14 protein-coding genes, 2 tRNA genes, 3 rRNA genes and 1 pseudogene are annotated in these 24,548 nt (G+C 61.5%); 12 read left to right on the top strand and 8 right to left on the bottom strand.

The features are described from left to right. Positions 1-17 precede the first annotated feature (17 nt). Positions 18-806 carry an oxepin-CoA hydrolase, alternative type gene (locus BTO02_RS14260; protein ID WP_075157584.1) on the bottom strand — a complete coding sequence of 263 codons (789 nt, stop codon included), beginning with the start codon at positions 804-806 and terminating at the stop codon, positions 18-20. After that, positions 803-2,329 carry a 3-hydroxyacyl-CoA dehydrogenase gene (locus BTO02_RS14255; protein ID WP_232243538.1) on the bottom strand — a complete coding sequence of 509 codons (1,527 nt, stop codon included), beginning with the start codon at positions 2,327-2,329 and terminating at the stop codon, positions 803-805. Before BTO02_RS14255 ends, BTO02_RS14260 begins: the two co-directional genes overlap by 4 nt. 237 nt (positions 2,330-2,566) lie before the next feature. Between BTO02_RS14255 and BTO02_RS14250 the strand changes: the two genes are divergently transcribed. Beyond that, positions 2,567-3,232, top strand: a complete 666-nt coding sequence (locus tag BTO02_RS14250; protein WP_075157583.1) for a glutathione S-transferase family protein — start codon at positions 2,567-2,569, stop codon at positions 3,230-3,232. A gap of 71 nt (positions 3,233-3,303) precedes the next feature. Here BTO02_RS14250 and BTO02_RS14245 read toward each other — a convergent pair whose 3' ends face one another. Together BTO02_RS14245 and BTO02_RS14240 are read right to left on the bottom strand one after the other, a co-directional pair. After that, a complete protein-coding gene (locus BTO02_RS14245; RefSeq protein WP_075158873.1) occupies positions 3,304-4,476 on the bottom strand; it encodes a pyridoxal phosphate-dependent aminotransferase in 1,173 nt (390 codons plus the stop codon). Between the two features lie 66 nt (positions 4,477-4,542). Beyond that, a complete protein-coding gene (locus BTO02_RS14240) occupies positions 4,543-5,085 on the bottom strand; it encodes a putative toxin-antitoxin system toxin component, PIN family (RefSeq protein WP_083615124.1) in 543 nt (180 codons plus the stop codon). A 66-nt stretch (positions 5,086-5,151) separates the two neighbouring features. On the opposite strand from BTO02_RS14240, the gene yaaA reads away from it, so the two are divergent. Together yaaA and BTO02_RS14230 are read left to right on the top strand one after the other, a co-directional pair. Further along, positions 5,152-5,934: a peroxide stress protein YaaA gene (gene yaaA / locus BTO02_RS14235; protein WP_075157581.1), complete on the top strand. Its 783-nt coding sequence runs from the start codon at positions 5,152-5,154 to the stop codon at positions 5,932-5,934. 57 nt (positions 5,935-5,991) lie between these two features. Next, a complete protein-coding gene (locus BTO02_RS14230) occupies positions 5,992-7,161 on the top strand; it encodes a M14 family metallopeptidase (protein ID WP_075157580.1) in 1,170 nt (389 codons plus the stop codon). A gap of 80 nt (positions 7,162-7,241) precedes the next feature. Here the strand turns inward: BTO02_RS14230 and BTO02_RS35120 are convergent, their stop codons facing one another. The 4 genes and pseudogenes from BTO02_RS35120 to BTO02_RS14210 all read right to left on the bottom strand — a co-directional run bounded on the left by BTO02_RS35120 (position 7,242) and on the right by BTO02_RS14210 (position 11,443). Beyond that, positions 7,242-7,988: a BspC domain-containing protein gene (locus BTO02_RS35120; protein ID WP_075157579.1), complete on the bottom strand. Its 747-nt coding sequence runs from the start codon at positions 7,986-7,988 to the stop codon at positions 7,242-7,244. 211 nt (positions 7,989-8,199) lie between these two features. Beyond that, positions 8,200-8,874: an energy-coupling factor ABC transporter permease gene (locus BTO02_RS14220; protein WP_075157578.1), complete on the bottom strand. Its 675-nt coding sequence runs from the start codon at positions 8,872-8,874 to the stop codon at positions 8,200-8,202. Positions 8,875-9,058: 184 nt separating this feature from the next. Next, positions 9,059-10,003 (bottom strand): annotated as a pseudogene (locus tag BTO02_RS14215) (helix-turn-helix transcriptional regulator); the annotation flags it as partial. A 225-nt stretch (positions 10,004-10,228) separates the two neighbouring features. Next, positions 10,229-11,443 carry a DUF2863 family protein gene (locus BTO02_RS14210; protein WP_075157576.1) on the bottom strand — a complete coding sequence of 405 codons (1,215 nt, stop codon included), beginning with the start codon at positions 11,441-11,443 and terminating at the stop codon, positions 10,229-10,231. Positions 11,444-11,676: 233 nt separating this feature from the next. Here BTO02_RS14210 and BTO02_RS14205 point away from each other — a divergent pair, with 233 nt between their 5' ends. The 9 genes from BTO02_RS14205 to BTO02_RS14165 all read left to right on the top strand — a co-directional run bounded on the left by BTO02_RS14205 (position 11,677) and on the right by BTO02_RS14165 (position 24,423). Beyond that, the gene (locus BTO02_RS14205) at positions 11,677-12,813 is read left to right on the top strand and encodes an AI-2E family transporter (RefSeq protein ID WP_075157575.1); all 1,137 of its coding nucleotides are present in this window, start codon (positions 11,677-11,679) and stop codon (positions 12,811-12,813) included. 509 nt (positions 12,814-13,322) lie between these two features. Then, a 16S ribosomal RNA gene (locus BTO02_RS14200) occupies positions 13,323-14,853 on the top strand. A 67-nt stretch (positions 14,854-14,920) separates the two neighbouring features. Continuing rightward, positions 14,921-14,997, top strand: a tRNA-Ile gene (locus BTO02_RS14195). Between the two features lie 92 nt (positions 14,998-15,089). After that, positions 15,090-15,165, top strand: a tRNA-Ala gene (locus tag BTO02_RS14190). A 366-nt stretch (positions 15,166-15,531) separates the two neighbouring features. Then, positions 15,532-18,415, top strand: a 23S ribosomal RNA gene (locus BTO02_RS14185). 189 nt (positions 18,416-18,604) lie between these two features. After that, positions 18,605-18,718: ribosomal RNA gene (gene rrf / locus BTO02_RS14180) — 5S ribosomal RNA — on the top strand. The 16S, 23S and 5S rRNA genes sit together here with 2 tRNA genes alongside, the layout of an rRNA operon. Before the next feature lie 343 nt (positions 18,719-19,061). Next, positions 19,062-19,769 (top strand): translesion DNA synthesis-associated protein ImuA, encoded by a 708-nt coding sequence (gene imuA / locus BTO02_RS14175; protein WP_075157574.1) that lies wholly within the window; start codon positions 19,062-19,064, stop codon positions 19,767-19,769. Further along, the gene (locus BTO02_RS14170) at positions 19,699-21,186 is read left to right on the top strand and encodes a Y-family DNA polymerase (RefSeq protein WP_083615123.1); all 1,488 of its coding nucleotides are present in this window, start codon (positions 19,699-19,701) and stop codon (positions 21,184-21,186) included. Before imuA ends, BTO02_RS14170 begins: the two co-directional genes overlap by 71 nt. 27 nt (positions 21,187-21,213) lie before the next feature. After that, on the top strand, positions 21,214-24,423 hold the full coding sequence (locus tag BTO02_RS14165) for an error-prone DNA polymerase (protein ID WP_083615122.1): 3,210 nt from the start codon (positions 21,214-21,216) through the stop codon (positions 24,421-24,423). Positions 24,424-24,548 lie beyond the last annotated feature (125 nt).

Genomic DNA, 24,548 nt, shown 5'->3' with positions numbered 1-24,548 from the left:
GCGAAAGTCTGCCGCGATTATTTGTAGATGGGCGTGCGTTTCTCGAGGAACGCGCTGATGCCTTCGAGTGCATCGCGATGATGGAGCGACGCCACGAAGCTGTCGCGTTCCGCAGCGAGATGCGCGTCGAGCGGTTGCGAGCCGGCCGCGCCGATCAGCGCCTTGATGCGCGTGAGCGCATGCGGCGACAGCTTGCCGAGTTCGTCGGCCCATGCGAGCGCCGCGTCGCGCACCATGCCCGGTTTCGCGAGCCGGTTCACCACGCCCAGTTCGTACAGACGCGCCGCGCCGATCGGCTTGCCCTCGAGCAGCACTTCGGTCGCGACCTGACGCGGCAATGCGCGCGCGAGAAACCACGAACCGCCGCCGTCGGGCGTCAGGCCTACGCGTGCATACGACATCGCGAATTTCGCATCGTCGGCGGCGACGATCAGGTCGCATGCGAGCGCAAGCGAGAAACCGGCGCCGGCCGCCGCGCCTTCGACCGCGGCGATGACCGGCTTCGTCGACGCCTGCAGCGTTGCGATCCACTCGGCCAGCAGGTCGATGTTGCGTGCCTGCACCGAAGGATCTTTCGCGCGGTTTTCGAGCAGCCGGTTCAGATTGCCGCCGGCGCAGAAGAACTGGTCGGCGCCGGTCAGCACGATCGCGCGTACCGACGCGTCGCGTTCGGCGGTTTCGATTGCTTCGATGCCGGCCGCGTACATATCGGGATGCAGCGCGTTGCGCGCACCTGGATTCGACAACGTCAGCACGAGCGTCGCCTCGCTTTCGGCGGGGCGCGCGGCGAGCAGTTCGGCGGTCATTGCAGTGGCTCCCCGGCGTTCGGTGAATCGGTATCGGCCGCGTCCGCTTGCGTCAGCGACAGGCCCAGTTGTGCGCGGCGCGCGAGCCATGGCGACGGGCGGTAGCGCGGGTCGCCGAGCACGCGGCTCATATTGCGCAAAATCGTCAGGATGGTTGGCGCGCCGAGGGCATCGCCGAGCGCGAGCGGCCCGCGCGGATAGCCGAGGCCGAGCGTGACGGCGAGATCGATGTCCTGTGGCGTCGCGATCTGCCGTTGCGCGATGTCGCAGCCGATATTGACGATCATTGCGACGACGCGTTGCGCGACGAAGCCCGCCGAATCGCGGATCACGGTCACGGGCACGCCGTCGGCGGCAAAGAGCGCGTGCGCGCTGTCGCGTGCGGCGCGCGTCGTTGCGGGCGTGGTCATCAGCGTGCGGCGCGCGGCATCGACCGACGGAAATAGCGGGAACAGCGCATCGATAGCGACGACGCGTGTCGCATCGAGTTGTTCGTCGAGCGCGGCCGTCGTCGCATCGAGTCCGAACGGTGTGACGACGATCAGCGAGCCGGCGCCAGGTGTGGCGCCCGTGTCGAGCGCCACACCCGCCTGCTCGACGAGCGCTTGCACCGCGTCGTGGGCCTGCGCGTGCCGCTTGCTGATCCAGACGCGCTGCGGCAAGGCGGCGGCCGGCGCAGCGGGTTCCTGCGGCGCTTGCTGCTGGCCGTCGACATAACGATAAAAGCCTTCGCCCGCCTTGCGTCCGAGCAGTCCGCCCGCGAGCCGGTTTGCCGTAATCGGCGACGGTGTAAAGCGCGGCTCTTCGTAGAACTGGTGATAGATCGATTCCATGACCGGATGCGACACGTCGAGCGCGGTCAGGTCGAGCAGCTCGAACGGCCCGAGCCGGAAACCGGCCTGCTCGCGCATGATGCGATCGACATCGACGAAGCTCGCGACGCCTTCGTCGGCGATGCGCAAGCCTTCGGTATTCATGCCGCGCCCCGCATGATTGACGATAAAGCCCGGCATATCCTTCGCGCGCACCGGCGTGTGGCCCATGCGCCGCGCGAGATCCATCAATGCGTCGCCGGCGGCCGGATCGCTGCGCAGTCCGTCGACCACCTCGACGACCTTCATGAGCGGCACCGGATTGAAGAAGTGATAGCCGGCCACGCGCGACGGGTCGCTGCAGCCTGCAGCGATCGCGGTAATCGACAGCGACGACGTATTCGACGCGAGCACGCAGCGGCCGCTCACGATCGATTCGAGCTCTCGAAACAGCGCGCGCTTCGCATCGAGCTTTTCGACGATAGCTTCGACGACGAGATCGCAATCGGCGAATTCCGCGAGCGCTTGCGCACCGGATACGTTCGCGAGCGCCGCGCGTGCTGCGATGTCGTCGAGCTTGCCTTTCGCGATGAGTTTCGCGAATGTATTGGCGAGGTAGTCGCGTGCGGCCGTCACGGCAGACGCGTTCGTATCGAACAGCCGCACGTTGAGTCCGGCGAGCGCCGCGATCTGTGCGATGCCGCGTCCCATTGCGCCGGTGCCGACGATGCCGATGGTCTCGATGCCGAGCGGCCCGCGCGTGCCTGCGTGACTGTCGCGAGCGTTCCCGGGAGAGAGGGGAGTCATTGCGTCGTTTGTCTCCATGGTTATCCTAAAATAGCACGGGCCGTACCGGCTATGGCGGTTTCGGGCTTGACGACGCCGGGGACATGGCCATGCGGGCAGTGTCGTTGCCCGACGATCGATGACGATAAAGGGAGACATCGAATGATCAGTCTATGCGGCTTCTCGCTGTCCAACTATTACAACAAAGTCAAATTTGCGCTGCTCGAACACGAGATCCCTTTTGTCGAAGAGACCGTGCAGGCGAGCCAGGACGATGCGGTGCTTGCGCATTCGCCGCTCGGCAAGGTGCCGTTCCTGAAGACCGGGCACGGCAGCCTCTGCGAATCGCAGGCGATTATCGAGTACCTTGCAGCGTGCTATCCGGAGAAGGCGATTTTCTCGAGTGACCCTTGGCAAGCGGCCAAGGAGCGCGAGATGATGCTATTCGTCGACGTGCATCTCGAACTGACCGCGCGCAATCTGTACAAGCAGGCGTTTTTCGGCGGCACGGTGACCGATGCGACGAAAGGGCGCGTCGAAAAGCTGCTGACGCGGTATATCGGCGGCTTCAGGCGTCTCGCGCAGTTCGGACCGTATCTGCGCGGCGATCGATTCAGCGTTGCCGATTTCAGCGGCTTCGTGCATTTGCCGCTCGTCGGTCTTGCGACGCAGCAGGTGTATGGACGCGACTTTCTCGTCGAGGCGGGTATCGACTGGAAAAGTTATTGGAAGGCGATCAATGTGCGTCCGGCCGCGCAGCGTGTGACGGCCGATCGCAAGGCGTACATGGAAACTGCGGGGAAGCGGCGCGCAAAACGCGAATCGTAAGCGCGCGTCAAGCGATGCCGCTGGCGATTCCCGATACCGCGCGTCATCGCCCCGATTTGCGTTTTGCCGTATCAGAGCCGCGCGAGACGGTCGAGCGCCGTGGCGAGCGTCTCTTCCTTCTTGGCGAAGCAGAAGCGCACGACGCCCGATTCGTGCGGCTTGTGATAAAAGGCCGAAACCGGAATCGCGGCGACACCGATCTCCCGCGTGAGCCATTGCGCGAATTCTGCCTCGGGCAGATCGCTGATCGCCGAATAATCGACGCACTGGAAATACGTGCCCGTGCACGGCAGCAGGCGGAAGCGCGAATTCGCGAGGCCGGCGCGGAAGTAGTCGCGCTTGTGCTGATAGAACGCGGCCAGATTCAGATAAGGCGCAGGGTCCTGCATGTAATGCGCGAGGCCCATCTGCATCGGCGTGTTGACGGTAAACACGTTGAACTGATGGACCTTGCGGAACTCGGCCATGAGCGCGGCCGGCGCCGCGACATAGCCGACCTTCCAGCCTGTCACGTGATAGGTCTTGCCGAAGCTCGATACGACGAAGCTGCGCTGCGCGAGCTCCGGATAGCGCGCGACGCTCTCGTGCGGCGCGCCGTCGTAGACCATGTGCTCGTACACTTCGTCGGAGACGATCGACACGTTGGTGCCGCGCACGATCGCTTCGAGCTTGCGCATGTCGTCGGCGCGCCAGACGGTGCCGGTCGGATTGTGCGGCGTGTTGATCAGAATAAGCCGTGTCTTCGGCGTGATCGCGGCGGCGAGCCTGTCGAACGGAATCGCGTAGTCGGGCGCTTCGAGCGTGACGAATACCGGTTTGCCGCCTGCGAGTTCGATCGACGGCAGGTAGCTGTCGTAGGTCGGCTCGATCACGATCACCTCGTCGCCCGGATGCACGGCGCAGAGAATCGCGGTCAGGAGCGCCTGCGTTGCGCCGGCCGTTACCGTGATCTCGCTCGCCGCATCGTAGCGGCGGCCATACAGGTTCGCGATTTTCTCCGCGATCGCTTCGCGCAGCGGCGCGATGCCGGCCATCGGCGGGTACTGGTTATGGCCTGTGCGCATCGCGTCCGTTACCGCGTCGACAATGCGCGGGTCGCATTCGAAGTCCGGAAATCCCTGCCCCAGATTGACCGCGTTCTTTTCGACCGCGAGCGCGCTCATTACCGTGAAGATGGTCGTGCCGACGTTCGGCAGGCGGGACGGAAACGAAGGCGTGAAGGGCGTGTCGTTCGGTGCATTCATGGCGCGGTCCGTAGGCGTGGGCATCAGGGTTGAGAGGCGGGCGGCGGTATGTGGCCGGATGGATCGTTATGCGGGCGCGGACGCTTCGTCGTGCAACAGGCACGCTTCGACGAACCGGGCCGGCTGCGCAATCCTGAAACCGAAGTCGCGTTCGACGCGGCGCGCGAGCTTCAGCACCGCGCGGTCTTTCGATACGAGCCACTGTGCGCGGCCGCGGTACGCGAGTTCGACGAACTTCTGGTCGTCGCGGTCCTTGCATTGCGGCAACGGTTTGATGGCGGCGTCGTTGGCGACCTCGTCGGGCGTGGGCAGCTCGACAGGTTGAGTCAAACGGGCCAGCGTGTCGAGCGCGGTTTGTTTATGGACGGCCCGCTTCGCAAACTGCGGGTAGTCGAGCACGTAGGCCAGTTCGCCGAGGCAGCGCGCGTCGATGAGCGCGCACAGCGCGCCGCATTCGAGCGCGGCACGGATCGGGCGCGTGTGCGGATCGTCGAACACGAGGATGTCGATCCACACGTTCGAATCGAGCACGATGCGTGGCGCAGTATCGGGCACAGAGGGCACAGAGGGCACAACTGGCGCGAGGCGCGGGGCAAGGGAACCGGGCATGCGTTACATTCGCTACAATCGGGCCTTCGTCTTTGACCGACAGGCACGGCGTGCCTGAAAGCCTCTATGATAATCGTTCTGTCGCCGGCGAAATCGCTCGACTACGAAACCCCGCCGCACGTCAGCAAGCACACGATTCCCGATTTCGTCGACGATGCCGCCGAACTGATCGGCGGGTTGCGCCGGCTGTCACCGCAGCAGATCGCGTCGCTGATGGATATTTCCGATCCGCTCGCGCAACTGAATTTCCAGCGTTACGCCGACTGGTCGCCGCACTTTGGCAAGCACAACGCGAAGCAGGCCGTGCTCGCGTTCAATGGCGACGTCTACGAAGGCTTCGACGCGCGCACGCTGTCGGCCGCCGACCTCGACTATGCGCAGAATCATGTGCGCGTGCTGTCGGGTCTCTATGGGCTGTTGCGTCCGCTCGACCTGCTGCAACCGTACCGGCTCGAAATGGGCACGCGATTCGCGAACGCGCGCGGGAAAGATCTCTATGCGTTCTGGGGCGAGCGCATCACGCAAGCATTGAACGCACAACTGAAGCGCATCAAGGGTGCCTCGCGCGTGCTGATCAATTGCGCATCGAACGAATATTTCAGGTCGGTCAAGCCGAAGCTGCTCGATGCGCCGGTCGTCACGACAGTGTTCGAAGACTGGAAGGGCGGCGAATACAAGGTGATCAGCTTTCACGCGAAGCGTGCGCGCGGGCTGATGGCGCGCTTTGCCGTCGAACAGCGGATCGCCGCGCCCGAGGGGCTCAAGGACTTCGATTCAGAAGGCTACGCGTTCGATGCCAAAGCGTCGAACGATGCTACCTATGTTTTTCGGAGGCGCGTCGCAAGCTGACGGGCCGCACGTCGTGAGCAGGTCAACAGCAGCAATGCCAACAAGCGGGAATACACGATGACGCTTTCGATCACGAGCAACTTCGACGCCGGCGCAATCGAGGTGCTGTCATGCGAGCACGCCGATGACATTCGTCTGCGCGTGCGTCACGACAGCCACGCGGAATTCGCGCAATGGTTCTACTTCCGCCTGTCGGGCGCGCGCGGCGAGCGCTGCATGATGAAGTTCGAAAACGCCGGCGACTGCGCATTCGCCGACGGCTGGCGCAACTATCACGCGATGGCCAGCTACGATCGCGTGAACTGGTTTCGCGTGCCGACCACCTATGACGGTCGCGTGCTGACGATCGATCACACGCCTGAATTCGATCGCATCTACTACGCGTATTTCGAGCCGTATAGCGAGGAGCGGCATGCGGAATTTCTCGGCGCGGTCCAGCAGATGCCGCATGCGACGCTGACCGAGCTCGGCAGGAGCGTCGAAGGGCGGCCGGTTTCGATGCTGGTGCTCGGGACGCCCGAAGCCGACGATGCGGCGGGTGCCGGTGCCAGGAAAAAGCGTATCTGGATCATCGCGCGTCAGCATCCGGGCGAAACGATGGCCGAATGGTTCGTCGAAGGGCTCGTCAAACGGCTCGCGGGCTGGGGTGACTGGGCCGGCGATCCGGTCGCGCGCAAGCTCTACGACCACGCAGTGTTCTACATCGTGCCGAATATGAACCCCGACGGCAGCGTGCACGGCAACCTGCGCACCAATGCGGCCGGCGCGAACCTGAACCGCGAGTGGTTGGATCCCGATGCGGCGCGCAGTCCCGAGGTGCTCGCCGTGCGCGATGCGATTCGCGCGACCGGCTGCGATCTTTTCTTCGATATTCACGGCGACGAAGTGCTGCCGTATGTGTTCGTCGCGGGCTCGGAGATGTTGCCGGGCTTTACCGAGCGCCAGGCGCGCGAGCAGACTGCGTTTATCGAAGCGTTCAAGCAGGCGAGTCCCGACTTTCAGGACAAGTACGGCTACGAGGCGAGCAAATACCGGCAGGATGCGCTGCGGCTCGCGTCGAAATTTATCGGCAACGAGTTCGGGTGTCTGTCACTGACGCTCGAGATGCCGTTCAAGGACAACGCGAATTTGCCCGATGAACGTGTCGGCTGGAACGGCGAGCGCAGCGCCGCGCTTGGCGCGGCGATGCTGCACGCGATTTTGCGGCATGTGGAGGCGTTCGCTTAGGAACGTATGATTGACGCGGCCGGCAAAGGGTGGATCAACGCGCCGATCCACCCTTTGATCTCGCGGGCCGCGCGTGCCGATCAGTGCTTTTTCTTCTTTGCCGTTGACGGCGTCTTGTGCGTCGCGGTCGACTTTGTCGCCGGCGTTTTGTTCGTTGCTTTCGCGGTGGATCTCGCGCCCGACTTCGCGCTGGACTTCGTCGTACCGGATTTCGCTGAGCCGGACTTTGCCGCGGATTTCGCGCCTTTTTTCGTCGAGCCTTTCTTCGACGCTTTCCCCGTGGATTTTTTCGTCGATGATGCGTGGCCGCGTGCCACCTGCCTGCCATGCGCGCTGGCCGCGCCCGGCGCTGCCTCGCTGCGCGCCGCCCGCCGCAACGGCGGTACGGGGTCGTTCCATGAGAAGGCGAGCATTTGCGCGCCGACATAGCCGCAGCGGAAATGCAGTTCCTCGGGATCGCCGCCGTTCGTCCGAATGCCGAGGCCATCGACGGTGACGATGCTCTCGACCTTCACGCGCTGTTTGCGCTCGTCGAACGAGTCGTTCCACGGCGTGACCGACGCGTGCACGTTATCGAATGCGGTGGGCGGGAATTCGACGCGGTCGAATGCGGTCGACGTGCTCGCGACGAAGCTGCCGTGCGCGGCGCAGTCCGCGACGAGCGGATCGGCATGCATGTCGTTGACGAACTGATTGACGAGCTGATTGTGTTGCTCGAGCTGATCGGCCAATGAGAGCGTGGGAGAGGCGAGCGCTACGCCCGTCACCCATACCGCGATCCGGCCGACCAACCGCAGCAAGCGGCGCGGTACGTTGGTGCGATCCATCTTGTAGTGAATGATGCGTCCGTCACGCGCACGGCGCGTAAGACGCGCGATCGGAACGCAACGGAAGCACGAAACTGGAGAACAAAAACTGCGGACGATTCAAGACATCAGCCCAATAAGATGCGCTGATACCGGACCGAGTTCAATCGTGACACAAATATTTTGCATCGTCGTGACCCAGATGCGATGACGACGTAGCGGGAGCCTGACCTCAGGTACGCGGGCCCCCGAGACGATAGCGTCGCACGTCGTAGGTCGTGACCCACGCGGGCCGATAGACGGCGATCAACGCGGTGGCCATGCCGGTGAACCACGCTTCGCCCGACGCGAGCAGGAATACGCTGAACGCGTAGCCGGCCGGAATGACCTTCGGCGAGCCGTCGGAAAGACCGATGTGCGTGGCCAGCGCGGCAGCCGATGCGACCGTCACCGCGATGGCCGGCGATACGAAGCCCTGACCGAAGATGAACATGAAGAGGCTGCGCGGCAGCCACGCTTTGGCGAGGCGCTGCAACAGCGCAGACACGCCGACCGGCAACGCGCCGAAGATCAGAAATGTAAGCGCGATGCCTTGCCACGGCGCATCGAACACGAGCGCCGCGAGGCCGACCACGGCGGCCATGGCCAGCAGCGCAAGCGCCCAGTCGAATAGCGTGACGACGAGTGTGGCACCGAGCAGATGCAGCACGGTGCCATCCTCAAGCCATGCATTGCTTGCCCACAGCACCGACACCGCGACGATGATCGCGAGCCACACGTGCTGGAGCACCGAGTCCTGAAGACGTTTGAAAGGGTTCTTCCACAACGCGAGCGCGAGCAGCGCCGCAGCGGCGATCCAGCCACCGACAGCGACCCATAGCGGAAGCGGAGTATAGAGGAAACCCATATGTCTCATATTACTCGTTGGGCGGCGAAACGTGTGAGCGGATTCCGTGCCAGTCGTCGCGCGCGGCATCCGTTGCTTCGCCTTCCGGTACGCATTCGAGGGCAGCAGGGGCGGGATCGCCGCAGCCTGCGCCGACCGCCTGGACACCCGTTTCCGGTGTCGCAGCGGTGCTTCCGGTGGGCTCCGGAGGGGATGCGGCATCGTCGCACGATGCACCGGATGGCTCGACGAACGGCTCCGTTGGTTCGGCTGCCATCGGCAATGGTGTCGCAGTGTCGTTCGCAGGCAACGGATATTTGAATTTGCGGCGCGCGCGGCGGCGCAGCGGCACGATGCCGGGCTGCCCGCGCACAGGTCGCTCTGCGCTTTCCTGGCTTGTGCGCAGCACCTCCAGTTGCGCGTTGAGCCAGCCGTTGTAGATCGCAACCGCGGCCGCCCGATTCGGCGCGCCGAGCTGCTGGAAGATGCTGGCCAGATGTATTTTCACGGTCCCCTCGCTGATGCCAAGCGCACGGGCAATCATCTTGTTCGTGCTGCCCATGTGCACGCACCGCATGATCTGTTCCTGTCGGGGCGACAGACCGCCCGCGAAGCGTATGCGCCGCGCCGGCGCCGGGACGAGTTCGAGCCGGCGCGGCACGTCGTCGGAGAGCGAGGGCGTCATGGCTTCGGCGAGGGCGGCCGCCACTTCGTCGGAAGGGTCCGGCGGGGGCGTTTGCGCCGAGGGTAGCGCCGGCGACACGATGGCGAGCGCTCCGGGCGGGATGTAGTGGCCGCCCAGCAGCACGAGCTCGAGCGCCCGGACGATGAGGCGCGGATCGGTCGAGCGTGGAATCACGCCGAGCACGCCTGTTTCGACGAGGTCGCGCACGCAATCGGGCGACGTGTCGTCGACGAGCACGGCGACCGGCACGTGCGGATGGTCCGCAAAGAGCCCGCGTGCATCGCTGATTGTCATCCAGTCCTGCCAGTCGATGACGAGCAGCTCCGGCGGATGGCGCCGCAGGATGCGGTCGGCCTGACGCCAGTCTTGAGCTTCGTTGAAACGCGCTTTCCGGTCGATCTGCCGCAGCAGTGCCTTGAGCCCTTCGCGCCGTTCGGCGTCTGAGTTGAGAAGCGAGAAACGCATTGCCATGCCTCCTGATGTGTCGCAATCGAGGTGCCGCGATGCGCGCGAAACGTTAGAGACTGTTGCGCGGCGATGCGTCACCCACCAATCCGATAATGACAAATTCCTTAACGGATGACCGCCTGTCCGATAGGCATAGGATCAGCGCACAAAAATTGAAAAAGCCCCGCGCTGGGCGGGGCTTTTTCGAGTTTGGAGACGTGTTCTTAAGAACAGTGTGAGCAGTCAGTGGAAATGCGGCTGTGCTGGCTCCGCGTCTTCAGGCATTTCTGCATGAACGATTTCGCCGAGCGGATCGGCATACAGCGGCACGCCGCAGTCGTCGCAATATTCGGGTTCGAAGCGCCCTGCATGGCGGCGAATTTCGGTGATGCCCGTTTCCTTCAGCAGCGCGACGATTTCTTCGAGCGGGCCTTCTTCCGCACCGGGCTCCTGCGGTTCCTCATCGATGCCCGGATCGCCGTTCTCGCGCCCATAAAGCGGCCATACGACGCCGTAGATCACGTCGTTGCTGCCGCGCCGCGTAAAGCCGATCCGATATTCGTCGATGCGCCGCTCGCCGAAGCCGGCGACCACGGCGCGCAGTTCCTGCGGCGCCGTGCCGATCGTGTCGAAGAGATACCGCACCGCCGTGCGAACCGTATGCGGGCGCACCCGTTCGTCCGCGTCGCGGCATGCCGAGTAGTACGCATCGGGCAGCAGGCATTCGAATTCGCAGCCCGGCAGCACGACCGACAGGTTGGCACCGCCCTGAGCAGCCCATTGCTCGAGACACTGACCGCGCTCGATGCGCGTGCCGTGCTCTTCCTCCTGCCAGCGGAACACCGGTGCGCCGACCGGTGCGGCGACCACCGCGAGCAGAAAACGCGGGTCCGCGAGAATGGGCGAAGTTTCCGGCAGCTCGCCGAAGTTGATCTTCGCGTTGCCGCCGCTCATCGCGGCCTGCGCAAGTTGCTGCGCGAGCCGCCATGTTTCGACGTGATGGCGCGGCAACTGGTCGATGCTGTAGAGAAACGGTGCCATCGCCACACGTGTGTCGGCCGCCAGCACATGCGCCTGCAGATGCGCGCGCAATGCGTCGGACGCGTCGCCTTTCAACGTGCCGGACGGGATCGCGTAGCGGGTCCACGCGAGCACGGGCGCCGCGATCAGCAACGCTTCGTAGGTCGCGCCCTCATGCTCGACGACGAGCGACTCGCTATGCGTCTCGGCCATGTCGGCGAGCGCGCCGTATGCGTCCGGGTGATTCTGCTGCAGATGGTCGAGAGCGGCGTCGAGCGTGGTCTGATTGCCGTTGCGAACGATCTTCGCAAGCATGGCGTCGAGTTTCGCTTCCCAGAAACGGTCTTCAGTGCGGCTGCCCGATGCGAATAGGGCAAGCGACAGACCGACCAGCTTGTCGGCATCGGGAGGGAGGCGTTTGGCTATTCGCGAGCGCATAAATCCGAAGGTTGTGTGCAGAGAACCATATATTCTAGTCCTTTCTATCGCGCGATATGTCCGGGATGCACACAAGGCTGCTGGAGGTCTGCATTGCGAAGCAGTCGATTCAAGCCGACCGCAGGGGTGGAACGTCGCGCGAAAATGCGTGCCGTAACGCTCTCCTATACTGACTGGGCGAGCTTTGTGTTGCAACGACGACTGTCGCCGTGCTCTGGCATAGGGAGAGCCTCATGGTGAAATCGGACCAGCTTATCGAGCGACTCGCGGCCGTGTTCGCGCTGATCATCCTTGTCGGCGGCTCACTGCTCGTACTCGCGCCTTTCACGACCGCGCTGCTGTGGGGCGCGATTCTGAGCTTCAGCTCATGGGGGCTGTACTGCAGACTGGCCGCGGTGCTCGGCGGGCGGCGCAAGTGGGCCGCGACGCTGATGGTGCTGATGATCCTGGTCGTCGTGCTCGGCCCGTTTGTGTATGCGGGTTTCGCGTTCGGCGCGCATGCACGCGACATCACGGCGTTCGTGCAGCGCGTTTTCGATGGAGGGCTGCCCGATCTGCCGCCATGGGTCGCGCATATTCCGCTCGTCGGCACGAATATCGAAGCGTTCTGGGAGCGTGTGACGAGCAGCAGCTCCGAGATGGCCGCGCAATTGCGCACGCTGGCCGCGCCGGCCGGCAAGTGGATTCTCGCGGCCGCGCTCGCGGTCACGCATGGTCTCGGCTTGCTCGCGCTCAGCATCATTCTCGCGTTCTTTTTCTATACGGGCGGCGAGGGTGCGGCTGCATGGCTCAACGCCGGCATGCGGCGCGTGGCCGGCGAACGCGCCGACTATCTGCTCGCGCTCGCGGGCAGCACGGTGAAGGGCGTGGTCTACGGCATTCTCGGCACCGCGCTCGTGCAGGGGGTGCTGGCGGGGTTCGGCTGCTGGATCTCCGGCGTTCCGGCGCCCGCGCTGCTCGGGCTCGCGACGTTCTTTCTATCGGTGATACCGGGCGGCCCAGTCGTGGTCTGGCTGCCGGCCGCGATCTGGCTATATCACGGCGGCGAGACCGGGTGGGCGATTTTCCTGATCATCTGGGGCGTCGTGGTTGTCGGCATGTCCGATAACGTGGTCAAGCCGATCCTGATCGGCAAGAGCAGCGACATGCCGTTGATTCTCGTGATGCTCGGGATTCTCGGCGGCGCGTTTGCATTCGGTTTTCTCGGTGTGTTTATCGGGCCGACCTTGCTGGCGGTTGCCTATACGGTGTTGCGCGACTGGACCGTCGGTTCGGCGCTCGCGCGGGGAGCTGTCGTGAGCGAATCGGCTATCGTTGCAGCAGATGCGCAAGGTGCTTCTCGCGAGGTCGAAAAGGCTCCCGAAAAATAAAGCGCGCTTTGCCACTTGCGCGTGCTGTGGCGAGTAGCTAGAATCGCGGTCTTTCGCGCTTCGGACAGCGTCTTTGTGAGGCGCAGTTGAAGAAAGCGCGGAAAGAGGAAGTGAGCGGGATCGCCAGCAATGGCGGGGCTTTCGCGGCGTCGGGCGGGTTAGGCGAAGTTAAAAACCTGTTGACGATGTGAGTGGGAGTCTGCATAATCTCGCTTCTCTGCTGCAGCGAGCGGCAGACACGAAGAAGGCGGTGGCGGTTCAGTGGAATGCGCCGGAAGGGAAGCCCGATTCGTGAATCGATCTTTAACAATTCACAGCCGATAAGTGTGGGTGCTTGATGGCGGCGCACGATGACCTCTCGGGGTTATCGGATAGCGAAAGTATCAAGTGTCTCACACAGTATTGAAGGGTCTCCAGAGATGGAGGCCGAACTGTCAGTACGTTGAGTGAGCGACCGGTTCATCGCAGGAAACTGCGAAAAACATGAACCGAAAACAGTAACAGGCATTGAACTGAAGAGTTTGATCCTGGCTCAGATTGAACGCTGGCGGCATGCCTTACACATGCAAGTCGGACGGCAGCGCGGGGGCAACCCTGGCGGCGAGTGGCGAACGGGTGAGTAATACATCGGAACGTGTCCTGGAGTGGGGGATAGCCCGGCGAAAGCCGGATTAATACCGCATACGATCTGAGGATGAAAGCGGGGGACCGCAAGGCCTCGCGCTCAAGGAGCGGCCGATGGCGGATTAGCTAGTTGGTGGGGTAAAGGCCCACCAAGGCGACGATCCGTAGCTGGTCTGAGAGGACGACCAGCCACACTGGGACTGAGACACGGCCCAGACTCCTACGGGAGGCAGCAGTGGGGAATTTTGGACAATGGGGGCAACCCTGATCCAGCAATGCCGCGTGTGTGAAGAAGGCCTTCGGGTTGTAAAGCACTTTTGTCCGGAAAGAAAACTTCGTCCCTAATATGGATGGAGGATGACGGTACCGGAAGAATAAGCACCGGCTAACTACGTGCCAGCAGCCGCGGTAATACGTAGGGTGCGAGCGTTAATCGGAATTACTGGGCGTAAAGCGTGCGCAGGCGGTGATGTAAGACCGATGTGAAATCCCCGGGCTTAACCTGGGAACTGCATTGGTGACTGCATTGCTGGAGTATGGCAGAGGGGGGTGGAATTCCACGTGTAGCAGTGAAATGCGTAGAGATGTGGAGGAACACCGATGGCGAAGGCAGCCCCCTGGGCCAATACTGACGCTCATGCACGAAAGCGTGGGGAGCAAACAGGATTAGATACCCTGGTAGTCCACGCCCTAAACGATGTCAACTGGTTGTCGGGCCTTCATTGGCTTGGTAACGTAGCTAACGCGTGAAGTTGACCGCCTGGGGAGTACGGTCGCAAGATTAAAACTCAAAGGAATTGACGGGGACCCGCACAAGCGGTGGATGATGTGGATTAATTCGATGCAACGCGAAAAACCTTACCTACCCTTGACATGGACGGAACCTCGATGAGAGTTGAGGGTGCCCGAAAGGGAGCCGTCACACAGGTGCTGCATGGCTGTCGTCAGCTCGTGTCGTGAGATGTTGGGTTAAGTCCCGCAACGAGCGCAACCCTTGTCCCTGGTTGCTACGCAAGAGCACTCCAGGGAGACTGCCGGTGACAAACCGGAGGAAGGTGGGGATGACGTCAAGTCCTCATGGCCCTTATGGGTAGGGCTTCACACGTCATACAATGGTCGGAACAGAGGGTTGCCAAGCCGCGAGGTGGAGCCAATCCCAGAAAACCGATCGTAGTCCGGATCGCAGTCTGCAACTCGACTGCGTGAAGCTGGAATCGCTAGTAATCGCGGATCAGCATGCCGCGGTGAATACGTTCCCGGGTCTTGTACACACCGCCCGTCACACCATGGGAGTGGGTTTTACCAGAAGTGGCTAGTCTAACCGCAAGGAGGACGGTCACCACGGTAGGATTCATGACTGGGGTGAAGTCGTAACAAGGTAGCCGTATCGGAAGGTGCGGCTGGATCACCTCCTTTCCAGAGCTTAAGCGCTCAAAGTTGAGCACTCACACTTGTCGGCTGTGCATTGAAGGACAGGCTGAAGGGGTCTGTAGCTCAGTCGGTTAGAGCACCGTCTTGATAAGGCGGGGGTCGCTGGTTCGAATCCAGCCAGACCCACCATGTCGGCTGCCGTTGGCGCTTTGGCGCTTACGGAAGCCCCACCCCCGAAGGGGGCGGAAGGTGGAGAGCAGATCCCTTGAAAGTTGTCGTGCGGGGGATTAGCTCAGCTGGGAGAGCACCTGCTTTGCAAGCAGGGGGTCGTCGGTTCGATCCCGTCATCCTCCACCAATTACCAGTGCCTAGTGTCCGGTCAGCAGGTGAGCCGGGTATTACGCATTGGCAATTGCGCCAGTCAGCTCTGGTATGAAGCGGTAAGGCATATCGGCTGTCGTTCTTTAACAATCAGGAAGAAGCAGTAGTAGAGATCAATGAAAGCGTCTGTGAGATGGGCGTGAGTAGATTGGTCAGGGTTGTGATTGTATCGAAGTATTTTTTAGGGTCCTCGATGAGAGGGCGCTTGGAATACGGCACAACACGCAAGTGTGTGGGCTGCCTGTAAGTGCTAAAGCACTAACGGGCAGCGACACGCTAAAACTCAGCCTGTAGTGCGTGTGGTCGAAGGGACGCAAGTCCGTGGAGACACACCCGTTATAGGGTCAAGCGAACAAGTGCATGTGGTGGATGCCTTGGCGATCACAGGCGATGAAGGACGCGGTAGCCTGCGAAAAGCTTCGGGGAGCTGGCAAACGAGCATTGATCCGAAGATGTCCGAATGGGGAAACCCACTCCGAATGGAGTATCCGTGGCTGAATACATAGGCCATGTGAAGCGAACGCGGCGAACTGAAACATCTAAGTAGCCGCAGGAACAGAAATCAACCGAGATTCCCAGAGTAGTGGCGAGCGAAATGGGAGCAGCCTGTACTCTTTATCTGTACTGTTAGCCGAACGCTCTGGAAAGTGCGGCCATAGCGGGTGATAGCCCCGTAGGCGAAAGCAGTGTGGAAGAACTAGGTGTACGACAAGTAGGGCGGGACACGTGAAATCCTGTCTGAAGATGGGGGGACCATCCTCCAAGGCTAAATACTCGTGATCGACCGATAGTGAACCAGTACCGTGAGGGAAAGGCGAAAAGAACCCCGGGAGGGGAGTGAAACAGATCCTGAAACCGCATGCATACAAACAGTCGGAGCCTGGAAACGGGTGACGGCGTACCTTTTGTATAATGGGTCAGCGACTTACATTCAGTGGCGAGCTTAACCGATTAGGGCAGGCGTAGCGAAAGCGAGTCCGAACAGGGCGAATCAGTCGCTGGGTGTAGACCCGAAACCAGATGATCTATCCATGGCCAGGATGAAGGCACGGTAACACGTGCTGGAGGTCCGAACCCACTAGTGTTGAAAAACTAGGGGATGAGCTGTGGATAGGGGTGAAAGGCTAAACAAATCTGGAAATAGCTGGTTCTCTCCGAAAACTATTTAGGTAGTGCCTCGTGTCTCACCTTCGGGGGTAGAGCACTGTCATGGTTGAAGGGTCCATTGCGGATTACTTCGCCATAGCAAACTCCGAATACCGAAGAGTGCAATCACGGGAGACAGACATCGGGTGCTAACGTCCGGTGTCAAGAGGGAAACAACCCAGACCGCCAGCTAAGGTCCCCAAATATGGCTAAGTGGGAAACGAAGTGGGAAGGCTAAAACAGTCAGGAGGTTGGCTTAGAAGCAGCCACCCTTTAAAGAAAGCGTAATAGCTCACTGATCGAGTCGTCCTGCGCGGAAGATGTAACGGGGCTAAGCCATATACCGAAGCTGCGGATGCGCGCGCAAGCGCGCATGGTAGGAGAGCGTTCCGTAAGCCTGCGAAGGTGCACTGGAAAGTGTGCTGGAGGTATCGGAAGTGCGAATGCTGACATGAGTAGCGATAAAGGGGGTGAAAGGCCCCCTCGCCGTAAGCCCAAGGTTTCCTACGCAACGTTCATCGGCGTAGGGTGAGTCGGCCCCTAAGGCGAGGCAGAAATGCGTAGCTGATGGGAAGCAGGTCAATATTCCTGCACCAGTGTGAAATGCGATGGGGGGACGGATCGCGGAAGGTTGTCCGGGTGTTGGAAGTCCCGGTCGCTGCGTTGGAGAAGGTGCTCTGGCAAATCCGGGCACGTAATTCAAGGGCGTGGCGCGAGCTCCTTCGGGAGCGAAGCAACTGGAAGGGGTTCCAGGAAAAGCCTCTAAGCTTCAGTTTCACATTGACCGTACCGCAAACCGACACAGGTGGGCGAGATGAGTATTCTAAGGCGCTTGAGAGAACCCGGGAGAAGGAACTCGGCAAACTGGTACCGTAACTTCGGGATAAGGTACGCCCTTGTAGCTTGATGCGCCTGCGCGCAGAGGGTGAAGGGGTTGCAATAAACTGGTGGCTGCGACTGTTTAATAAAAACACAGCACTCTGCAAACACGAAAGTGGACGTATAGGGTGTGACGCCTGCCCGGTGCCGGAAGATTAAATGATGGGGTGCAAGCTCCTGATTGAAGTCCCGGTAAACGGCGGCCGTAACTATAACGGTCCTAAGGTAGCGAAATTCCTTGTCGGGTAAGTTCCGACCTGCACGAATGGCGTAACGATGGCCACACTGTCTCCTCCCGGGACTCAGCGAAGTTGAAGTGTTTGTGATGATGCAATCTCCCCGCGGCTAGACGGAAAGACCCCATGAACCTTTACTGCAGCTTTGCATTGGACTTTGAACCGGTCTGTGTAGGATAGGTGGGAGGCTACGAAGCTGGAACGCCAGTTTCAGTGGAGCCGTCCTTGAAATACCACCCTGATCTGTTTGAGGTTCTAACCTTGGACCCTGAAGCGGGTTCGGGGACAGTGCATGGCAGGCAGTTTGACTGGGGCGGTCTCCTCCCAAAGTGTAACGGAGGAGTACGAAGGTACGCTAGGTACGGTCGGAAATCGTGCTGATAGTGCAATGGCATAAGCGTGCTTGACTGTGAGACTGACAAGTCGAACAGGTGCGAAAGCAGGTCATAGTGATCCGGTGGTTCTGTATGGAAGGGCCATCGCTCAACGGATAAAAGGTACTCTGGGGATAACAGGCTGATACCGCCCAAGAGTTCATATCGACGGCGGTGTTTGGCACCTCGATGTCGGCTCATCTCATCCTGGGGCTGTAGCCGGTCCCAAGGGTATGGCTGTTCGCCATTTAAAGAGGTACGTGAGCTGGGTTTAAAACGTCGTGAGACAGTTTGGTCCCTATCTGCCGTGGGCGCTGGATATTTGAAGGGACCTGCTCCTAGTACGAGAGGACCGGAGTGGACGAACCTCTGGTGTACCGGTTGTGACGCCAGTCGCATCGCCGGGTAGCTATGTTCGGAAGAGATAACCGCTGAAAGCATCTAAGCGGGAAACTCGCCTTGAGATGAGATATCCCCGGGGCTTCGAGCCCCTTGAAGGGTCGTTCAAGACCAGGACGTTGATAGGTCAGGTGTGGAAGCGCAGTAATGCGTTAAGCTAACTGATACTAATTGCCCGTAAGGCTTGATCCTATAACCGGTGTGTTTTGCGGTCATGGTTAATGCTCCAGCATCTACCAGGACCCCACCCCCGTCAGGGGGCAGCGCAGACACACGGTCGAGTGAGCCGCGTTGTGCCAGACAACACAACCCACCCCCTGCTACACCACGCTTCTTCCCGATTGGTCCGGCTGCCCGCGCGCAGCAGGACAACCCGTCATGCCTGATGACCATAGCGAGTCGGTCCCACCCCTTCCCATCCCGAACAGGACCGTGAAACGACTCCACGCCGATGATAGTGCGGATTGCCCGTGTGAAAGTAGGTAATCGTCAGGCTCCCCCTCAGTTGAAAACACCAACCCCGCCCTCAAAAGCGGGGTTGATGCGTTTACTGCCGGCTGAAACCGATTAGCACTCTGTGAGTATCGAATTCCCGATATGCGGTGTGCTGTCCATCGCCCCATCAAGTTCTTCCTAAGCCGGCCCTTCAATTCTTCAACTAACCGCTTTCAGTGATTATCTCAACTGAGCCTGAAAGCTGGCTAATCGTCTTACTTCGCGTCTCACTTCGCGTCTTACTTCAGCTGAATCTCGTTTCGCGCATCTCAAAAAGTGCCAGTTCAGAGTGCTGAATTGCGTGTAGGATACTGTATAAATATACAGGTTTTTCCTACGACCAATGTCCCCCGTCGCTATCCCTGCCGAAGAGATTCATCCGGCGCTCTGGCGAGCGTCGCAGCTTGCGCACGGGCGTGGGAAGACGGTCGACACGGGTTATCCGGTCCTGTCCACCGAATTGCCCGGTGGCGGGTGGCCACTCGGTGAACTCGTCGATCTGATGGTGGAGCAGCCGGGTGTCGGCGAAATGCGGCTTCTGCGGCCCGCGCTCAGTCTGCTCAATGATCGACCCATCGCGCTGATCAAGCCGCCGCATATACCGGACGGGCCGGGTCTGAACTACATCGGTCTGTCGCTCGACCGGCTGTTGCAGATCAAGGCGACGAAGATCACCGACGCATTATGGTCAGCCGAGCAGATGCTTCAGGCCGGCAGTTGCGGCGCAGTCCTGCTGTGGGTGCAGCACGTAAAAGCATCGTCGTTGCGGCGTTTGCATCTGGCTGCTCAATCATCCGAGACGCTGTTCATCATGGTCCGGCCGCTTACGGCCGCACAAGGCTCATCGCCGGCTCCGTTACGGCTGGCCTTACGACCGGCTGCGGAAGGCCTGATGGTCGACATAGTGAAACGACGAGGTCCCACGCGCGCGCAGCCTCTGTCGATTTCCCTGCAACCCACACCTGTTCTGTATTCCCGTCATGCGCGTCTTTCTCGCCGTTCATTTGCCGAAGCTGCCCCTCGAAGTCTTCCAGCCGAAGTGGCTGCGTGAGGGCGCGGCGGCCGGTGCGGAGCATGGCTGTGCCGTGCTGGAGAAGGGCGTGGTGGTCATCGTCGATCGCGCGGCCCGCGCGGCCGGTGTGCGTCCTGGCATGAAGCGGGCAGGCGTGCACACGCTCGCGCCGCAGACGCGTTTATACGACCGCGACATCGCACGCGAAAGCGCCGTGCAGCAAGAAGTCGGCATCGCACTGATGAAGTTCTCACCGGATGTCGCCTTGCTCGACGAGGCGACGGTTATTGTCGAAGTCGGTGCGAGCCTACGGCTTTTCGGCGGCGTGCTGTCGCTGTGCCGACAGGCGAAGGCGTTGCTCGATACGTTCGGCCTGACCGCGCGCATCAGCGCGGCGCCGACCGGCCAGGGCGCGTGGTTGCTCGCGAAGCACGGCAATCGCAGAGTGCTGCAAATCAGTTCGCTCGAGCGCTCGCTCGCGCCATTGCCGATGCATGCGGTGCCGGAGATCCGTCCGTTTGCCGACTGGTTCACGGGGCTCGGCTGCGAATCGATTGCCGATGTGCGTCGTCTGCCGCGCGCGGGCTTGCAGCGTCGTTGCGGCGAGCATCTGCTCGACTCGCTCGATCGTGCATTCGGCGTTGCGCCCGAGCTGTTCGACTGGCTCGAATTGCCGCCCACTTTTTCCGCGCGCATCGAGTTACCTGATCGTCTTGAGCATGCGGACGGTGCGGTATTTGCCGCGCACCGGTTGCTCGTACAACTATGTGGCTGGCTATGTGCGAAGCAACTCGCGGCCGCCGCATTGACGCTCACTTTCGAACACGAGCGGGGTAGACAGGCGCTCGAGCCGACGCTGATCGACATTGCGCTCGGCGAACCGGCATGGCGCGAGGAGCACTTGTTGCGGCTCGTGAAAGAGCGTCTGCATCGCGCGGAACTGCCAGCGGCCGCCATTGCGTTGCGGCTCGATGCGACGAAAATCGCATCGGCGAAACAGGCCAACGACAATCTTTTCCCGGAGCCGGGCGGCACGCTGGAAGACCACGCGCGTCTGCTCGAATTGCTGATCGCGCGTCTCGGCCCGGAAAACGTGTTGCGTTCCGCACCGACGGCCGATTATCGGCCTGAAATTGCGAACCGCTGGGTGCCGGTCGCCGATCAGGAGAAGAAAATCGTTTTGCCGCAGGGCTTGCCGCGCCCGACATGGCTGCTGGAAACGCCGGTGCGGCTCCTGATGCGCGAGAACCGTCCGTTCTACGGTTCGCCGCTGCGCAAGGTGTCTCCGGCCGAGCGGATCGAAGCCGGCTGGTTCGACAACGGCTTCGTGACGCGCGATTACTACGTCATGCAGGCAGAGGATCTCAGCTGTTACTGGATATACCTCGAGCGTGTCGGCAGCCGTACAGCCGCTGATGAGGAACAGCGCTGGTTCCTGCATGGCCTGTTCGGCTGACGGAACACAACGGGAACACAACGCACCATGGCCTCGACCATTGTCCCGCCCGCCGTGCCGCCGTCCGCCGATGGCTCTTTCATCGAACCGTCCGCTGTGTCGTACACATTGCCGGCCTATGCAGAGCTGTTCTGCTTCTCGAATTTCACGTTCCTGCACGGCGCATCGCATGCGGAGGAACTGGTGCAGCGTGCATTGGAACTGGGCTATTCAGGACTCGCGATCACCGACGAATGCTCGCTTGCCGGCGTCGTTCGCGCACATGTCGCGGCGAAGGAAATGAATCTGCCGCTCGTCATCGGCTCGTATTTTCAACTGCGCAATGCCGACGGATCGCCCGCATTCGGGCTGATTCTGCTCGCGCAGAATCGCGAGGGATACGGCAATCTGTCCGAGTTGATCACGCTTGCGCGCACGCGTGCGCCAAAGGGCGAGTACCGTTTGACGCCGCACGATCTGTCGCGGCCCGATCGCGATCACGCGCATCTGCGCGGCATGCCCGACTGTCTTGCGATTCTGGTGCCGGAATTTCCGGCCAAAGAAGAAACGCTCGATGCGCAAATCGCATGGCTCGATGAGACGTTTCCCGATCGTGCATGGGTGGGCCTCGTGCTGCATCAGCGCGCAATGGACGATATTCATCGCGGCTCGGTTGAATATGTGGCGGATCGTCAGCGGGTGCCGGTCGTCGCGCTTGGTCATGTCGTGATGCACGTGCGCTCGCGCAAGCCGTTGCAGGACACCTTGACGGCGATTCGTGCCGGCAAACCGGTGCGCGAATGCGGCTACGATCTCGCGCCGAATGCGGAACAGCATCTGCGTTCGCGTGTGCGCATCGCGAATCTTTATCCCGAGCATACGGTGCGCGAGACGATGAGCCTGCTCACGCGCTGCACGTTCTCGCTCGATAGCCTTCGTTATGAGTATCCCGATGAGATCGTGCCCGCGGGCTACACGCCGACCACGTATTTGAGGCAGGAAACCTACAAGGGCGCGCATCGGCGTTTTGCATCGGGGATTCCATACGAAGTGCAGCAACAGCTCGAATACGAACTCGCGCTGATCGCGGATATGAACTACGAGTCGTACTTCCTCACGGTGTACGACATCGTGCGTTACGCACGCAGCCAGCACATTCTGTGTCAGGGGCGCGGTTCCGCGGCGAACTCCGCGGTTTGCTACTGCCTCGGCATTACCGAAGTGGACCCGGCACGCGGCAACATGCTGTTCGAGCGTTTCATTTCGAAAGAACGCGGCGAGCCGCCGGATATCGACGTCGATTTCGAGCATCAGCGGCGCGAGGAAGTCATTCAGTACATCTATAACAAATATGGCCGCGACCGCGCGGCGATCGCCGCTGCGGTATCCACCTACCGGCCGCGCGGTGCGCTGCGGGAGACCGGCAAGGCGCTCGGCATCGATTCGCAGATCGTCGACAAGGTGGCGAAGACGCATCACTGGTTCGATTCGAGCAGCGATCTGCTGAAGCGTTTCGAAGAGGCGGGCCTCGATCCGCAAACGCCGTTGATCCAGATGTGGGCGAAACTCGCATCGCAACTGCTCAATTTTCCGCGGCATCTGTCACAGCATTCGGGCGGTTTCGTGATCAGCCGCGGCAAGCTGACACGGCTCGTGCCGGTCGAGAATGCGGCGATGGCGGACCGGTCGGTGATCGAATGGGACAAGGACGATCTCGAATCGCTCGGTCTGCTGAAGGTCGATGTGCTTGCGCTTGGCATGCTGTCGGCAATTCGGCGCGCGCTCGATTTCGTTGCGCAGCGGCGCGGCGAAGACTTCGAAATGCAATCGATTCCGCCCGAAGACAAGGAAACATACAGGATGATCTCGCGCGCCGACACGGTCGGTGTGTTCCAGATCGAATCGCGTGCGCAGATGAGCATGTTGCCGCGCCTGCAGCCCAGAGAGTTCTACGACCTCGTGATCGAAGTCGCGATCGTGCGGCCGGGGCCGATTCAGGGCGGGGCGGTGCATCCGTATCTGCGGCGGCGGCAAAAGCTCGAGCCTGAAACCTATCCGAGCGACGCGCTGAGAGTCGCGCTCGGCCGCACGTGCGGCGTGCCGATTTTCCAGGAGCAGGTGATGCAGGTGGCGATTATCGCGGCCGGCTTCACGCCGGGCGAAGCCGATCAGCTGCGCCGCTCGATGGCGGCCTGGAAGCGCAAGGGCGGCCTGCAGAAATACTATGACCGCATCGTCAGCGGCATGCTGGAGCGTGGCTATGAAAAAGATTTCGCTGACTCGATCTTCGAGCAGATCAAAGGGTTCGGCGAGTACGGTTTCCCGGAGAGTCATGCCGCCAGCTTTGCGTTGCTCGTTTACGCGAGCAGCTGGCTCAAGTGTCATGAGCCCGAGGCATTTCTCGCTGCGTTGCTGAACAGTCAGCCGATGGGCTTTTATTCGCCGTCGCAGCTCGTACAGGACGCGAAGCGTCATGGCGTCAAGGTGTTGCCGGTCGATGTCATGGTGAGCGGCTGGGATGCGTCGCTCGAAACACTCGCAGGCGAAGCACGTCCCGCGGTGCGTCTCGGACTCTCGTTACTGCGCGGAATGAAGGATGGCGCGGCGGAACGCATCGAGATTTCACGCGCGGTGCGGCCATTCGTCAGCGTGCACGATCTCGCGCACCGCGCACAGCTCGACCGTCGCGATCTGCATGTGCTGGCCGATGCGAATGCGCTTGCGACGCTCGCCGGCAATCGTCGCGCGGCGTTGTGGCAGTCGGTGGCTGCGGTGCCGGACAAGGACATGCTGGCGGGCACCGCGGTCACGGACGAAACGCCCGCGCTGGGCGCGCCGTCGGAAGCGCAGGACATCGTCGCGGACTATCGGTCCGCGGGCCTCACGCTCGGCCGCCATCCGCTCGAGCTGCTCAGACCGCAATTGCTCGAACACCGGTTGATGCCGGCCGCGACGCTCAACACGTATCGCAACGGCCGGCTCGCGCGCGGCTGCGGCATCGTCACGGTGCGGCAGCAGCCGGGCACCGCGAAAGGCGTGATCTTCGTCACGATCGAGGACGAAACCGGCAATATCAATGTGATCGTATGGCCGAAGCTTGTCGAAGCGCAGCGCAAGGAGCTGCTGGGCGCGTCGCTGCTTGCAGTGTATGGCGTCTGGCAATGCGAAGGCGAAGTGCGGCATCTCGTTGCGCATCGGCTTGTCGATATGTCGCATCTGCTCGGCGGATTGCAGTCGACGAGTCGCGACTTTTGCTGATGGGCGTTGCCGGCAAGAAAGCGGGCGCCGCAATGATGCGCGTGTGCGGCCCATTCAACCATTGAACCGGTGTGTCTGCACGCGACGAAAATCGCGCGGCATCCCGAAGACTGTGACGCAAAGAC

The sequence above is a fragment of the Paraburkholderia sp. SOS3 genome (assembly GCF_001922345.1).
Lineage (GTDB): Bacteria > Pseudomonadota > Gammaproteobacteria > Burkholderiales > Burkholderiaceae > Paraburkholderia.
This window is presented reverse-complemented; position numbering and strand designations above follow the sequence as displayed.